The 13,868-nt window shown below is 69.3% G+C and carries 12 protein-coding genes and 3 pseudogenes; 7 read left to right on the forward strand and 8 right to left on the reverse strand.

Going from position 1 to position 13,868, the window contains the following annotated elements; all coding sequences use genetic code 11:
• Positions 1–54: 54 nt before the first annotated feature.
• The 3 genes from AB0L45_RS07340 to AB0L45_RS07350 all read right to left on the reverse strand — a co-directional run bounded on the left by AB0L45_RS07340 (position 55) and on the right by AB0L45_RS07350 (position 3,418).
• Positions 55–1,431, reverse strand: a complete 1,377-nt coding sequence (locus AB0L45_RS07340; protein ID WP_365837075.1) for a hypothetical protein — start codon at positions 1,429–1,431, stop codon at positions 55–57.
• Positions 1,428–2,153 carry a polyprenol monophosphomannose synthase gene (locus tag AB0L45_RS07345; protein ID WP_365837479.1) on the reverse strand — a complete coding sequence of 242 codons (726 nt, stop codon included), beginning with the start codon at positions 2,151–2,153 and terminating at the stop codon, positions 1,428–1,430. Before AB0L45_RS07345 ends, AB0L45_RS07340 begins: the two co-directional genes overlap by 4 nt.
• Before the next feature lie 182 nt (positions 2,154–2,335).
• Positions 2,336–3,418: an NDP-sugar synthase gene (locus tag AB0L45_RS07350; protein ID WP_365837077.1), complete on the reverse strand. Its 1,083-nt coding sequence runs from the start codon at positions 3,416–3,418 to the stop codon at positions 2,336–2,338.
• Between the two features lie 106 nt (positions 3,419–3,524).
• Between AB0L45_RS07350 and AB0L45_RS07355 the strand changes: the two genes are divergently transcribed.
• Positions 3,525–4,049: a GtrA family protein gene (locus tag AB0L45_RS07355; RefSeq protein ID WP_365837079.1), complete on the forward strand. Its 525-nt coding sequence runs from the start codon at positions 3,525–3,527 to the stop codon at positions 4,047–4,049.
• Here the strand turns inward: AB0L45_RS07355 and AB0L45_RS07360 are convergent.
• A pseudogene (locus tag AB0L45_RS07360) lies at positions 4,036–4,625 on the reverse strand (aldo/keto reductase); the annotation flags it as partial. The gene AB0L45_RS07355 and the pseudogene AB0L45_RS07360 overlap by 14 nt on opposite strands.
• On the opposite strand from AB0L45_RS07360, the pseudogene AB0L45_RS07365 reads away from it, so the two are divergent.
• Positions 4,602–4,817: pseudogene (locus AB0L45_RS07365) on the forward strand (glycosyltransferase); the annotation flags it as partial. The pseudogenes AB0L45_RS07360 and AB0L45_RS07365 sit on opposite strands and share 24 nt — an antisense overlap.
• 20 nt (positions 4,818–4,837) lie before the next feature.
• Here the strand turns inward: AB0L45_RS07365 and AB0L45_RS07370 are convergent.
• The 3 genes from AB0L45_RS07370 to AB0L45_RS07380 form a co-directional block, all read right to left on the reverse strand.
• Positions 4,838–5,143, reverse strand: coding sequence for a hypothetical protein (locus AB0L45_RS07370; RefSeq protein ID WP_365837511.1), 306 nt, complete (start codon positions 5,141–5,143; stop codon positions 4,838–4,840).
• 110 nt (positions 5,144–5,253) lie between these two features.
• Complete coding sequence (locus AB0L45_RS07375; protein WP_365837080.1) at positions 5,254–6,522, reverse strand: amidase domain-containing protein; 1,269 nt, start codon at positions 6,520–6,522, stop codon at positions 5,254–5,256.
• 7 nt (positions 6,523–6,529) lie between these two features.
• Positions 6,530–6,802 carry a type VII secretion target gene (locus tag AB0L45_RS07380; RefSeq protein ID WP_365837082.1) on the reverse strand — a complete coding sequence of 91 codons (273 nt, stop codon included), beginning with the start codon at positions 6,800–6,802 and terminating at the stop codon, positions 6,530–6,532.
• A gap of 923 nt (positions 6,803–7,725) precedes the next feature.
• On the opposite strand from AB0L45_RS07380, the gene AB0L45_RS07385 reads away from it, so the two are divergent.
• The gene (locus AB0L45_RS07385; RefSeq protein WP_365837084.1) at positions 7,726–8,823 is read left to right on the forward strand and encodes an alpha/beta fold hydrolase; all 1,098 of its coding nucleotides are present in this window, start codon (positions 7,726–7,728) and stop codon (positions 8,821–8,823) included.
• Positions 8,824–9,262: 439 nt separating this feature from the next.
• Here the strand turns inward: AB0L45_RS07385 and AB0L45_RS07390 are convergent.
• Positions 9,263–9,409: pseudogene (locus AB0L45_RS07390) on the reverse strand (zinc-binding dehydrogenase); the annotation flags it as partial.
• Between the two features lie 320 nt (positions 9,410–9,729).
• Here AB0L45_RS07390 and AB0L45_RS07395 point away from each other — a divergent pair.
• The 4 genes from AB0L45_RS07395 to AB0L45_RS07410 all read left to right on the forward strand — a co-directional run bounded on the left by AB0L45_RS07395 (position 9,730) and on the right by AB0L45_RS07410 (position 13,802).
• Entirely contained in the window at positions 9,730–10,479 is a 750-nt protein-coding gene (locus AB0L45_RS07395; protein ID WP_365837086.1) for an erythromycin esterase family protein, read from the forward strand.
• A gap of 85 nt (positions 10,480–10,564) precedes the next feature.
• A complete protein-coding gene (gene istA / locus AB0L45_RS07400) occupies positions 10,565–12,214 on the forward strand; it encodes an IS21 family transposase (RefSeq protein WP_365837088.1) in 1,650 nt (549 codons plus the stop codon).
• On the forward strand, positions 12,208–13,002 hold the full coding sequence (gene istB / locus AB0L45_RS07405) for an IS21-like element helper ATPase IstB (RefSeq protein WP_365837480.1): 795 nt from the start codon (positions 12,208–12,210) through the stop codon (positions 13,000–13,002). Before istA ends, istB begins: the two co-directional genes overlap by 7 nt.
• A gap of 278 nt (positions 13,003–13,280) precedes the next feature.
• The gene (locus tag AB0L45_RS07410; RefSeq protein WP_365837482.1) at positions 13,281–13,802 is read left to right on the forward strand and encodes a lytic polysaccharide monooxygenase; all 522 of its coding nucleotides are present in this window, start codon (positions 13,281–13,283) and stop codon (positions 13,800–13,802) included.
• The last annotated feature ends 66 nt before the right edge of the window (positions 13,803–13,868 follow it).

The following is a 13,868-nucleotide window of genomic DNA, read 5'->3' on the forward strand; positions in this document are numbered from 1 at the left end:
GGGGCGCCCCGCCCGCGCCCCCCCCCCCCACGCCCCGTGACGTGGTGGAGGGCCTCAGGGCCGCGGCGCGTCCGCGGCGTTGCGTTCGAGCGCCTCGGCAGGGCTCGCGCAGCGCCGCAGCACCGCGCGTTCGACGGCCTCGTGCACCAGGACGGGCAGCCCGACGACGACGATCAGCCATACCGCCGCGTACAGCCGTTCCGACTGGAAGTAGACGGGGTGGGCGACGACCGTGGCGATGCCGGTGAGGCCGAGACCGGTGACGATCAGGGTCAGCGGTGCCGAGCGGCGCCACAGTCCCCACAGGGCCAGTCCGAGCGGGAGGACGAGCATCGGCGCGAGGGCCTGGTGCTGCGCCCATTGCCACCAGAAGTGGCGGTTGAGCTCGAAGAGGTCCTGCCAGGGAGTGGCCGCTTCGGGTGTGGTCCAGTGCTTGCTGAAGGTGTCCTGCAGGGTCGCCGTGGTGCCGGGCAGCTGCCACACTTTGCTGATCAGCGTGGTGACGGCTGCCGTGCCGGCCGAGAGACCGAGCAGCCACCAGGTGCCGCGGTGTCGGGTACGGCGCACGAAGACGAGCATGGCGACGGCCGCGCATGTCATGAGGGCGGCCGCCATCTGGGCACTGGAGTACTTCACGCCGGCCGACACCGCCAGCGCGGCCGCGTACACCGCCGCCCCGGTGCGGATCCGCCCCTGGATCAGGGAGACGGCGCCGAACAGCATCGCCCCCAGCATGCCCAGCAGCGGGCCTTCCGCCAGTGGCAGCGTGCCCCAGGTGGCGATGGGGGTGGCGTAGAAGAGGATCTGGCCGAGTACGGCGAGCTTGGGTCCGAGACCGATGCGGCGCAGTGCGGCCAGCGTGAAGAAGCCGCCGGCGGTGGTGAAGATCAGGGACACCGCGCTCAGCCCCGACTTGGCCCCCATGAGCCCCACGAAGGGGGCCGCGAGCAGCGGATAGAGGGGGCGGGTCTCGAATATCTCCTCGTAGCGCGGGTCGTTGGGCTTGAGCCCCGTCGCCGCGCTGCCCTTCATGCACCGCGCGTAGGCCTTCGGGTCGCGCGGCTCCTTGAACTTCATCTCGTCCAGGAGCTGACCGCGGTACTTGCGGTTGGCCTCGTCCTTGCAGTACGCCACCAGCGCTTTGTGCTGCGCTTCCGGGCGCGTGTCACCGAGGTACTCGTACGCCTGGCGGGCGTAGCGGTAGGAGTCGTTGGAGAACAGGGAGGCCGGAAAGGCGAAGATGTGCAGGACGACGAAGACCACGGCCACCAGGCAGGGCAGGGTGAGGCCCGCCACCCTGCGGCCGGCGCGGCGGTGCGAGGGCCGCTGCGGGGCCACGGGCGGCGGAGTGGTCGCCGGCGGCGGGAGGGGCATCCGGCCGGGTGCCAGGCCATCGGCCTGGTGCCCGGCCAGCTCGGTACCGGTGCTCATCGCTGAGCTCCGCGTCCGGGCGTGCGTACCCCGGCGAGCCGGATCCGCCACGGCATGATGGCGGACTCGACCTGCACGGCGGCCGTCATCTTGGAGGCACCGATGCGGCGCTCCTCGAAGTGGATGGGTATCTCCAGGGCGGTGAACCCGGCATTGACGGCCTGGTACTTCAGTTCGACCTGGAAGCTGTAGCCGCCGGAGCGCACCTGGTCCAGGCGGGCGGCGCGGACCGTGTCGGCCCGCCACAGGACGAACCCGGCGGTGGCGTCCCGCAGCCCGGTGTGCAGCACCGCGCTGACGTAACGGTTCGCCCAGCGGGAGAGCAGCCGCCGGTGCAGGCCCCACTCCGAGGCGAGCCGGCCTCCGCACACGTACCGGCTGCCGACGACCAGCCCGGAGCCGGTCGACAGTGCGCTGCCCAGCATCTGCGGCACGTATTCGACGGGGTGGCTGCCGTCGGCGTCCATCTGGAGCACGTAGTCGGCGCCGTCCTCGACGGCGCGGGTCATGCCCGCCGCGTACGCCCGGCCCAGGCCTTCCTTGGCGGTCCGGTGCAGTACGTCGATACGGCCCGGGTACTTTTCGGCGAGCTGCTCGGCGACCTTCCCGGTGCCGTCGGGGCTGTTGTCGTCGACGACCAGCAGGCGCAGGCCCTCCAGCCCGAGTCCCAGCAGCGCCTCCGCCATGCCGGGCAGGTTCTCCGCCTCGTTGTAGGTCGGCATGACGATGGTCAGGGCGGTACGGGCCCAGGCGTCGGGCAGCGCGGCGGGGTGCCGCGCGGGGTTCGGCACGGCCTCCGGTACGGAGGCAGGGGTGGCCGAGGCGGGTACGGATGGTGCAGACACGTGATCGGTTGCTTTCGTCGTTCCGTGAAAGGGAGGTGCGGAGCGGGCGGTGGCCGGGCTCAGCAATCTGCGGAGAAACGCACGGAGGCGTCGGGCAGGCGCGTGTCGCACCACACCCGGACTCCGTTGCGCAGTTCGTTGTCGGCACCCACCGCGGCGCCGTCGCCGACCACCGCACCGTCCAGGACGGTGCGCGCGCCGACCCGGGCGCCCGCGCCGATGAGGCTGCGGCCGACCCACGCGCCGGCCTCGACCTGCGCACCGTTGAGCAGAATCGATCCTTCGACCACGGCGTCAGCGGCCACCACGGCGCCCGCACCGACGACGGTGCCGCCGCCGAGCTTGGCGCCGTCGGCGACCTCGGCCCCCGGCAGCACCAAGGCCTCGCCGGGCGGTCCCGGCACGGCGGGAGAGGCGACCACACCGCGTACGAGGTCGGCCGACGCCTGCACGAAGGATTCGGGCCGGCCCAGATCCAGCCAGTAGGTGCGGTCGACGACGCCCAGCAGGTGCGCCCCGTCGGCCAGCAGACCGGGAAAGGTCTCCCGCTCCACCGAGACCGGACGGTCGACGGGGATCGCGTCGATGACGTCCCGCCGGAAGACGTAGCAGCCGGCGTTGATCTGGTCGGTGACGATCTCTTCCGGGCTGGTGGGCTTCTCGGTGAAGGCGAGCACCCGGCCGGACGCGTCGGTGGGTACCAGCCCGAAGGCACGCGGATCATCGACCCGGGTCAGGTGCAAAGTGACGGCCGCCCCCGCCGCTTCGTGCCGGCGGACCAGGTCCGCCGTGTCGAGTCCGGTGAGGATGTCGCCGTTGAGGACGAGCACGGGGTCCGCGGGGCCCGACGTCAGAGCCGTGGCGGCGGACCGGATGGCGCCGCCCGTGCCGAGCGGCTCCCGCTCGGTGACGTAGGTCAGCCGCAGGCCGAGCGCTGCGCCGTCCCCGAAGTACGGCTCGAACACCTCGGCCAGGTAGGAGGTCGCGAGCACCACGTGCTCCACCCCCGCGGCCTTCAGCCGTGCGAGCTGATGAGCCAGGAACGGCACCCCGGCCGCCGGAACCATCGGCTTGGGTGTGTTCACCGTCAGCGGCCGCAGGCGTGTGCCCCGACCGCCCACCAGCAGCACTGCTTCCGTCACTCGCTGTTCCCCCTCAAATGTAGGTTAACATTACAACTGTTTTGGAAACCTTTACACTATGGCCCCCAAAACCGGCAAACCGCCTTCTAGTACCAAGTAAGGCCTTATGAGTACCACTAGCTCTGCGCACGACCGCACCCGCGGGCGCCTGCACCGCCTGATCGGCGAGCTCGCGAAGTTCGGCACCGTGGGCGGGCTCGGCGTCCTGGTGAACCTGGGCGCCTTCAATATCTGCCGCGCGGCGACCGGCCTCGCGGTCGTCCGTTGCAGCGTCATCGCCACGGTCGTCGCCATCGCGTTCAACTACGCGGGGCTGCGGTACTTCACCTACCGGGACCGCGAACGGGGCAGCCGCACAAGGGAGTTGCTGCTGTTCGCGGCCTTCAGTGCGGTCGGCCTGGTCATCGAGAACGGCGTACTTTACGTGGCCACTTACGCCTTTGACTTGAATGGTCCGGTTCAGAACAACTTCTGGAAGTTCCTGGGTATTGGAACCGCCACGCTGTTCCGTTTCTGGACGTACCGCAGCGTGGTCTTCAAGCTTCCCGCACCTGCGGAAACGCCGGTGATCCCCATCCAGCGCACCGCGACCCCGGCCCCGCGAAAGGAACGGGCGGAACAGGTTCGATGATCTCCGGCGGTGCCTGCCGGTGCTCGAAGTGGGTATCGCCGGAGAGGATGCCGGAGCTGTAAGAGCCGCCGACGACCATGTCGACGCCCTGCTCGTGGACCAGGGGCAGCAACCGCTGCTGGGCGTACTCGTGGTCGAGCAGCGTGTAGCGGCCGGCGAGGAGGAGCCCGTCGGGCTGTGGCTCGTCGAGGGCGAGGGCGAGGTGATCGCGATCGCTCGGTGCGGTTGACGCCCAGGCTCCAAGCCTTGCTTGATGCCCCCCGACGGCCGGGACAGCACGCGGAAGGCTCCGGTGCGGGTCTCTTCGCATTTCTGCACCCACCGATCGCCGTGGACGTCCTGAGCGATGTTGGACCCAGACGATGTCGAGGCGGTCGGTGCCCAGGCGCTTGAGCAGCGCGTAAGAGTCGCGGGGCTGGCCCGACAGGATCTTGCCGAGGCGCTCCTCGGCGAGCCCGGCCCCGTAGAAGGGGGCCGTGCCGTAATAGCGGGTGCCTTGGTCCCGACCGCCTCCACGGTGGCGAGGGCGTCCGGGCCGGGGATCGCGCGGACAACGTAGAGGGCCTGAGCAGACACGCGGCGGTGCTGCCGGACGCGCTGCGGGGCCGGTACTACCTGACGGGATGTGTCGGGCCGGAGCTTCCCGACGTCCTGGCGCCTGCGGACGTCGTGGTCTCCCGCAGCGGCGGCGGCGCGCTCGGCGAACTCACAGCGCCGGAGAAGCCGGCCGTCTTCGTGCCACTGGCCTCTTCAGCGGGGAACAAGCAGGAGCGCCGTACGGCGGTGAGTCACACACAGCTGATAGTGCCGCCAGGGGCTGGCTGGTACAGGTGCCACACGATGATGATTTCGGCGAGCAGAGGCAGGAGCCCCAGGAGAGCGGAGGCCAGTGCGACGCCGCCACGCCAGCCTCTCAGCGATGCGCTGCCGTGCCTTTCCCCTCTCATCGCCAGCAGAACCAGGAGGACGACAGATCCCAGGCCGCAGGCCAGTGCCCCGTAGGCGGAGGCGTACATCTGCCAGGTCAGCGGCAGGTCCCCGCAATGTGCCCATTCAGCCTTCAGGTGGGCCTTTTCCGCCGCGTCGTGGGCCACGATGCCTGCGATGCCGAGGGCGACCAGGACCGGTACCCACAAGGCAGTGCGTGCTGGGCCGGTGACGGCTCCCCCCGGAGCCGGCGCCGTGTGAGGTATCGGATCGCTCATCAGTACCAGACCGGGTGGGGTCGCACGATCCGTACGTTCTGCTTGCCTTCGGTCTTTTCCGTGTCGGGCAGGCGTCCGTCGAGGCTGACGTTGCGGTACGGATCGCTGTGCTGGGTGTACTTGATCTCGCCGTCCGGCATGACAGCGGTGACGACAGCGGCGTGGTGGGTATTGCCCTTGCCGATCTCGTCGATGTCGCCGGCCTGCTCGTAGTAGATGATGTCGCCGGGACGCACCTGATCGCGCGGGACTTCCTCGCCGCCGTGATCGAGCAGGAAATTCTGCTGGTTCTCCGCACCCGCCCATGTCTTGGAGAAGCCCAGGGAGCGGTCGACATCGCGGAAGCCGGGCAGGTCGATCTCGGTCGGGTTGCCCTTCATCCAGGTGTCGTCGGCCCGGGTGCCCCAGATGGACTCCTTTTCTTTCGTCCCTGCATGGGCCAGTGATTCGGAGACGAAGTTGGTGCAGTTGTCGCCGAAGTCGACGTCGTCCTTCTGGTCCCAGTTCTGCAGCACGTACTCGACCATCTTGACCCGGTCGAATTTGCCGTCCGTGCCGCGCATCTCCCGCTTGACGTCTTCCGGCAGGCCATCGAGTTTCGACAGGGCGACCGGGTCGGCCGGCATCAGATCGTGCCGCTGCTTCTCGCTCAGGCCGTTCCACCACATGCGCTGGGTCATGGCCCCGGCATCACGGGGAATCTCGGCGCCGAGGATTTCCATCTCCGCCTGCGAGGCCTTGTTCTGTACCTTGAGCGCTTCGTCCGGGTCGGCGAGGTTCACCTGCTCGGTCAGCATGGCGAACTTTGCGGCGGCCGTGTTGTCGGCCTCACCAACCTGCTGCAGCACATGGTCGCGCAGCGCCACGATGCACTCCCGTGCCTGCAGTTTGCCGGGGTCCTCACCGGGCATCGGCGCGCCTTCGGGCAGGCCGTCCGCGCCGATACGCAGGCTGTGGCGCTGGGCGACTTCGTTGATCTCGCGCGCCGAGCTCAGCGCGGTCTCCATGCTGTCGGCCACGGCCTCGCACAGCATCTTCCCGCCGAGCAGGATGTCGTAGGCCGACTCCAGTTGGCCGGCCAGCTTCTCGAGGTCCTTCGCGGCCTTCTGGCCCACCTCGTCGGTCCAGTTGTCGGCCAGCGGCTTGGAGCCGTTGTCCCGGATGTCCTGGGCGGCATGCAACGCGTGCTTGGCCGGCGTCACCCATTCTTCGGCGGCCTTGTGCCACTTCTCGGGCCGGGCGTTGATCACAGCCTCGTAGTTCACCACTGGCCGCTCATGCCTTTCCCAGGTCGTTCAGGCCGCGCCGCAGCCGTGAAGCCGCTTCCTCATCCTGGGCGTCGTAACTGCCGGCGCTTTCCTGCAGCCGCTCGCCCAGCTCCCCTATCTTCTTCGCCAGGCCCACCATGTGCGCCTCCCACGTCAGCGCGCAGGAGTAGAGGTGCTGGGCGCACTCCCAGCCCCAGACGGAATCCGCCGGCCCCGTTGCCTGGTTCTCCTCCAGAGAGCCGTCCAGCTTGCGGGCCACCTCCCGGGACAGCGCGCTCACATCGCCGCCCGTCGCCCGTCGCCCGTCGCCCGCACAGCATGGCTGTTGATGTCGATGTCACCCATGCGTGGATTTCCCACCCCGTCGATCACTTCCGGATCATCGTACGGGAGCGCCCATGGACGCCCGGCCGACCCAGCACCGGCAGTGGCCCCGTGCCATGCGGTTGGCGAGGCGGCCGGGACGAGACGATGTCAGCTGCCGGGTGGCTACAGGCCCGGCAGCCGCCCGGCCATCGCGGCCGGGAAGACGTGCGTCGTGCCGGCTGCCGACTGTGACGCCTACTCGACGCCATAGCGAGGGAAGCACCTCCCAAGGTGCCGTCTCATCGCCACGCCGGACGACGTCCGGTTTCTCATGCGCCGCTTCGGCGGGAGCGATGCCGAGGAGCCCGCAACCAGATGCCTTGCGCGGCCGATGCCCTGGGTCATCTTGGTGTGGACGATGATGGCGGCGATGCCGTCGAAGCGGGTGGACCCAACATCGGCGGAGATAGGGCCCAGGACTCTCCAATGCGGTCAGTGCGCCCGCGCACGGCACCGGAAGCCCGCCCTGCCCGGTCGACGCCTCCGCACTACGATGCGCGGATGAGCGAGCTGACGCGACCGGACGGCGCACTCTGTACCAGCGCGGGGCGCTGCGCCGTGCGCTGCTGGACGCCTCCGTGCCGACCACGGACGTCGTCGCGGCCACCCGGCGGCTGGTCCCGTGGTCGTTCGGCTCCGGGGCGCGGGCGGGGACGGCGCGGTGCCTGATCCCGGTTCACGTGTGGCATGGGGTGCCGCGGATGTTGACCGACCGGCACCACGAGGGTGGCCGGTTCGACGACGACCGCACGGTCCGGCTCTGGTGCCCTGTGCCCCGGACACTACTTCCCCCTCCCCCCGCTTTCTCTGACAACTTCGGATCGTTCAGGAGAACACATGCGTTTACGCACCCCTTGGCGCGGCAGAGTGCTCGCCGTGCTCATGGCGACGGTCGCCGTCGTCACGGCCGGGCCGGTACCGGGTACGGCCTCGGCGACCACGGCCTCCCGAGCCGCCCTCGTACCCGCCGTGGACCGCGAGATCCACTTCACCGCGGACGGTGTCACCGCGTACGGCACGCTGCACATACCCGCCCACCGTGCGGGCCACAAGCTCGCCGCGGCGCTGCTGCTTCCCGGCAGCGGCCCGACCGACCGCAACGGCAACGAGCCGCCCGGCCTCACTCCCCACACCCTGGCCCGCATGGCCGACGTCCTCGGCAGTGACGGTGTGATGAGCCTGCGGTTCGACAAATACGGCACCGGACGCACCGGCCTGGGCGGACGCGACACCGCTCCCGACATGGCCGCCTACACCCGACAGGCGGTGACCGCGTACAACACCCTGCGCGCCCAGCCTGACGCAGACCCGCAGGCGCTGCTCGTGGTCGGGCACAGTGAGGGTGGCTTGCAAGCACTGCTCGTCGACCGCGCCGTACAGCAGAAGCCGGCCGGGCTCGCACTCATCGCCCCGCAGAGCATGCGGCTGCTGGACCTGGTCCGCCTCCAGCTGGCGGACGCGTTGAACCGGGCGGTTGCCGCAGGGCAACTCACCGCACGGCAGGCGTGGCGGAACAACCGGGGCGTGGCCAGGGCCGTCGCGGACTTCCGCGCTCGGCGCCCGGTGGACACCTCGGTGCTGCTGCCGTCCGTCGCCGCCCTCCTCAAGGGCATGTTCGGGCCGGTCAACTCGGATTTCGTCCGCAGCGATGACGCCCTCTTCCCGCCGTCCGTCGCCCGAGGTGTCGCGCCCGGCACACGGACGCTCGTCACGTGCGGCACCGAGGACACCAATGTGCCCTGCCGGACGATGCCCGCTCTGCTGTCGGGTCTCGCCGCCGCCCGCACCACCGGCCCGGGACTGCGGATCCTTCCCGGGCTCGACCACCTCCTTCACCCTGCCGGCACTCCGGCCGACGATCCAGTGATCGCCCTGGCAGCACAGCAGGCCCTCCACGACTTCGTGCGCCCCTGGCAGCACACCGCACAGGGCTGAGGAACTTCCACCACCGCGCCTGGCCCCGCGCGGCCGTGCCCCGTTTCCCGCACCGGGGCCACGGCGCCGTCGACGTGTCGGCGTTGCCTGCGTTGCCGCGGGCCGGTTTCAGGTAGCTGTGGGATCGGTGTTTGGGGTGGTGTGGATGTGTCGGTGCACTGGGGAAGAGGCGGTATTCCGTCCTTGCAGTATTCGGTGGGCGCATCATGCCGCGTCGGGCGACGGCTTCGCTGCCCGCGACGAGGACGTCGCCCGGCTCCCCCGTTTGTGCGCCATTACATCAACGTGCCGGGGCGGTACTCTTTCCAGCTCCCCGACCTGCCCGGTGGTCTGCGGCCCCTGCGCGACAACCACGCCGCCGACGACGGGTGAACTTCGGGCAGCCGGGGAGTGAGAAAGCCGCACTGGATTTTTCTCGCCTCCGGCCCGCCGTCCAGGCTTAAGGGACCGTGAGCACGATCTTGCCTTGGATATGCCCCTGGGCGGCGCGCTTGTGTGCTGCTTGGGCGTCTGCGAGTGCGAACGTGCTGTCGATGGCGACGCGGATCACGCCCACGTCCATCAGGCGACCCAAATTCCACGAGTTGGGCGCCGTTCGCGCGTACCTGCGTACCGGATACGGTGATGCCCAGCCTCGCGTTCTCCTCGTCGTCGACGCAGGGCGGCGGGAGCGGCCGTGGCTTGTCCGGCCGGAGTGTCGGCGGCAGGGCCGACAGGCTTGGGTCTGTTCTCGTACAGCTACGGCGGACGGACACGTAGCACTGTGTAGTGCCTACGGTTGAGCTGCGGCCACGACCGAGATCGGGATCCCAGCCCCCCGCCCATCGATGGTGTACCTAGCCCCCCGGCCGATCGGGGGGCGCGGTGGATGGTCCGGGGCGCCCCCGCGCGGCGAGAGTTGGGCCCATGAACACGCACAAGGCCCTGCTCGCCGCCCTGCTCGTCCCGCTCGGTGCCACCCTGGCCGTCGCGCCGGCCGCCTCCGCCGCCACCCCGCCCGCCCCGGCCGTCCCATCGGCCGCCGCATCGGTCGCCGCCGACGACGCGCCCGCCGGCCCGGAGGAGGCCGCGGCCGCCGCTTTCCGCTCCCCCGAGGCGGCCCTGGGCCGGGTGGCCCACCCGCTGCGCACCACCGAGCCCCGCGGCGGCCTGGCCGACCTCCGCCCGTTCGGCCGGATGGTCGGCGACGCCCGGGTGGTGGGCCTGGGCGAGGCCACCCACAGCTCGCACGAGTTCTTCACCGTCAAACACCGCGTCCTGCGGTACCTGGTCGAGGAGAAGGGCTTTCGGGCCTTCGCCCTCGAAGCCCCGTGGAGCACCGGTCTGCGGCTCGACGCCTACCTCACGAGCGGCAAGGGCGACCTGAAGCAGATCATGGACGAGGAGTTCCGGGGCGACTACCGGTGGTGGAACAACGCCGAGTACCGCGATCTGCTCCAGTGGATACGCGCGTACAACGTCAAGCACCCGAAGGACCCGGTCCGCTTCGTCGGCGACGACGGTGGGTTCGCCGGTGCCGCGCTGTACGACAAGGGGAGCGCCTACGCGGCCAAGGCCCGCCCCGAACTCACCCCGAAGCTCACCGAGCTGTACCGGGGTGGCTATGACGATGAGTTGGGGAGTCGTTTCGCGGTGAGTGTGGGTGTCGCGTTCTGACCGACATTGCGATGTCGGTTTGTTTTGACGTCAGTCGGGGGCTTGCGGTGGGACCGTGGGGTGTGCTGCTGCCGCTGGGGGCCACGTGGGTAACTCGCAGTCGAAGGTCGAGTTGTACTCGGCGATCCGCAAGGATCATCTGTTGGGCATGTCGATGCGGTCGTTGCAGCAGGTCCATAACGTCACCTGGCGGACGGTGCGGCGGGCTCTGGACGGGAAGTGGCCGGAGCCGAGGAAGAAGCCGCGGCGCAAGGAATCGCGGCTCGACCCGTACAAGACGCTGATCGACTCGATGCTGAAGGCGGATCTGGATGCGCCGCCCAAGCAGCGGCACACCGCGCAGCGGATCTTCGACCGGCTGGTCGAGGGGCACCAGGCCCGCGACATCTCGTATTGCATGGTCCGGCTGTATGTGAAGGACCGGCGCAAGGAGATCCGCCGGAAGGCCGGGGTGGGCCCGGAGGCGATGTTCATCCCGCAGCGGCATCTGCCTGGGGTGGAGGCGGAAGTCGACTTCGGGGACGTGCACATCGTGCTGGCCGGGGTGCCAACCAGGGTCTATCTGTTCTCGCTGCGGCTGTCCTACTCCGGCAAGGCGGTGCACCGGATCTTCGCCTCCTGCGGGCAAGAAGCGTTCCTCGAAGGCCACGAGCACGCCTTCAGGCGGCTGGGCGGTATTCCGCGCGGGAAGATCCCCTACGACAACTTGCGGGCCGCGGTCGAGCGGGTGCTGGGACTGGGACGGGCCCGGGTGGAGTCCGACCGCTGGACCGCCTTCCGCTCGCACTGGGGCATCGAGGCGTTCTACTGCCGGCCGGGCATCGAGGGCGCCCACGAGAAGGGCGGCGTCGAGGGGCAGATCGGGTACTTCCGCCGCAACCACTTCGTTCCGGTCCCCGAAGTCGCCTCGTTGGCGGAGCTGAACGAGCTGGTGGACCGCTGGGACCTTCAGGACGAGGGCCGCCGGCTGCGCTCGCGGACCCGCACGATCAGTGAGTCCTTCGCCCACGAACAGCCGCTGCTGAGGCCGCTGCCGACCGAGGTGTTCGAGACGGGACGGTGGTTCGCCCCGCGCGTCAACCGCTTCGGACAGATCACCGTGCGCTCCAACACCTACTCGGTGCCGGTCCGTTTCATCGGCCGGCAGCTGCGGGTCCTGCTGCACGCCAATGACCTGGTGGTCTACGACGGCCGAACCGAGGTCGCCCGCCACGAGCGGCTCAGCGGCCGGGGCGGCTCCCGGCTCGTGCTCGATCACTACCTGGAGGCGCTGTTGCGCAAGCCCGGCGCTTTTCCGGGCTCGACGCCGCTGGAACAGGCCCGTTCGGCGGGCCGGTTCACCCCGGTCCACGACCGGTGGTGGGCAGCTGCCTGCGCGGCACACGGGGACGCGGCCGGCACCCGGGCCCTGATCGAGGTCCTGCTCCTGGCCCGGCACATGGAACACGAACACGTCGTCGCAGGGCTGGCCGCCGCGATCAGGGCGGGTGCGCTGACGGCTGACGCGGTCGCGCTGGAGGCCCGCAAGGCCGCAGAGGGCGACACCGGGGAACTGCCCGCCCCGGCCCCTGGTACAGGCCAGTCAGAGGGGCCCGCGGCGACGGTCACGTCCTTGTCCGACTGGAGGCTGTCCCACCTGCCGCCGGACAACCGCCCGCTGCCGTCGGTGGCCCAGTACGACCAACTGTTGAACCGCCGCGCCCGCAGGGCCGGACACGAGAAAGAAGGATCATGAGCCCACGCAAGCGCGGACTGACCGAAGAAGCCGCCGCCGCCTCGATCGACCAGGCATGCCGCATGCTGCGGCTGCCCTCCATCCGCCAGCAGTTCGGTGACCTGGCCGATGCCGCGGCCCGCGACCAGATGTCCTACCGCGCCTTCCTGGCCGAGCTGCTGATGACCGAGTGTGACGACCGGGCCCGGCGCCGTTCCGAGCGCCGCATCAAAGCGGCCGCGTTCCCGCGGGACAAGTCCCTGCGGACCTTCGACTTCGACGCCAACCCGAACGTCGACCCCGCCACCGTCAACACCCTGGCGACCTGCGAATGGGTTAAGAAGAGCGAACCGCTCTGCCTGATCGGGGACTCCGGCACTGGCAAGTCCCACCTGCTGATTGCGCTGGGCACCGAGGCCGCACTGCACGGCTACCGGGTCCGCTACGTGCTGGCCACCAAACTCGTCAACGAGCTGGTCGAGGCCGCCGATGAGAAACAGCTCTCCAAGACCATCGCCCGCTACGGACGCGTCGATCTCTTATGTATTGATGAGCTCGGCTACATGGAACTCGATCGCCGTGGGGCGGAGTTGCTGTTCCAGGTGCTGACCGAACGCGAGGAGAAGAACAGCGTCGCGATCGCCTCGAACGAGTCGTTTTCGGGGTGGACCAAGACCTTTACCGATCCCCGGCTCTGCGCGGCCATCGTCGACCGGCTCACCTTCAACGGAGCCATCATCGAGACCGGCACCGACTCCTACCGCCTCGCTCACACCAAGGCCCAGGGCGAACAGAACAAGGCCAGCTGAGCAGCTCACAGCGTGACCTTTTCCGGCTGGCGGAACGGGCCAAGACAGCGCATTTCCTCTACGCCAAGGACATACAACTTCCCAATGTCGGCTGCCAAGCTCAGGACAGGGTGGGGTGTGCTCGGGCCGAGTCGATCGCGTGGGCGGTTCCATGCGGCGTCGGCGGGTCTTGTTCGATCGGCAGTCCCCATAAGGGTGATCTGAGGGCCGTTGTGGATGGCGAGGATGCGGTCAGGGTAGGCAGGAGCTGGCCTATCCCATGATCAACTGGAGTGCTTGTGCTCGGATTCATCTCGGTCCCTCCCAGCCGTACTGTCAGGGCGATGCGGGGTGAGAACATCAACGCGGGGGACGACGCGAGGTTCGCCGCGACTGGGGTCAAAGGCCCCGGAGGTTTCCCCCGGGGCGGGCCGGAGGACGGGAAGATCGCCAGCGCAGGCGACGCTCGCTACAGCGCTCTGGACGAACAGAGCAGCACGCGCTGGCCGAAGCTGGACATCCCCAAGCGGTTCAGGGAAGCCGAGTTCGTCTGGGAGATGACCGAGCCCGTGCCCACTCGGTCGTTCGAGTTCTTCATCACCAAGGATAATTGGGACCCTGACAAGCCCCTGACCCGCGACTCCTTCTATCTCCTGCCGATCCTGCACCACGACGCTCAGGGCAAAAGGCGCACTTCGCTCCAACGCATGGTTCCATTGGAGGGCTACCACACCGGCTACCACGTCATCCTCGGGGTGTGGAATTCCGCGGACAACGAGAGCGCCGTCTATCAGGTCGTCGACGTGAACTTCACTACCTGAGCACACGCGCGAGTACGAGCACCGATCGGCACGCTTACACCGATCAAGCCAGGCTCGTTCTGCAGC

This window comes from Streptomyces sp. NPDC052496, assembly GCF_040679095.1.
Lineage (GTDB): Bacteria > Actinomycetota > Actinomycetes > Streptomycetales > Streptomycetaceae > Streptomyces.

What these genes read in the sequence shown, in the direction of transcription:
- AB0L45_RS07385 (WP_365837084.1), top strand. Translation starts at nt 7,726, where the DNA reads ATGCGTTTACGCACCCCTTGGCGCGGCAGAGTGCTCGCCGTGCTCATG.
- AB0L45_RS07345 (WP_365837479.1), bottom strand. Translation starts at nt 2,153, where the DNA reads ATGCCGACCTACAACGAGGCGGAGAACCTGCCCGGCATGGCGGAGGCG.
- AB0L45_RS07340 (WP_365837075.1), bottom strand. Translation starts at nt 1,431, where the DNA reads ATGAGCACCGGTACCGAGCTGGCCGGGCACCAGGCCGATGGCCTGGCA.
- AB0L45_RS07355 (WP_365837079.1), top strand. Translation starts at nt 3,525, where the DNA reads ATGAGTACCACTAGCTCTGCGCACGACCGCACCCGCGGGCGCCTGCAC.
- AB0L45_RS07395 (WP_365837086.1), top strand. Translation starts at nt 9,730, where the DNA reads ATGAACACGCACAAGGCCCTGCTCGCCGCCCTGCTCGTCCCGCTCGGT.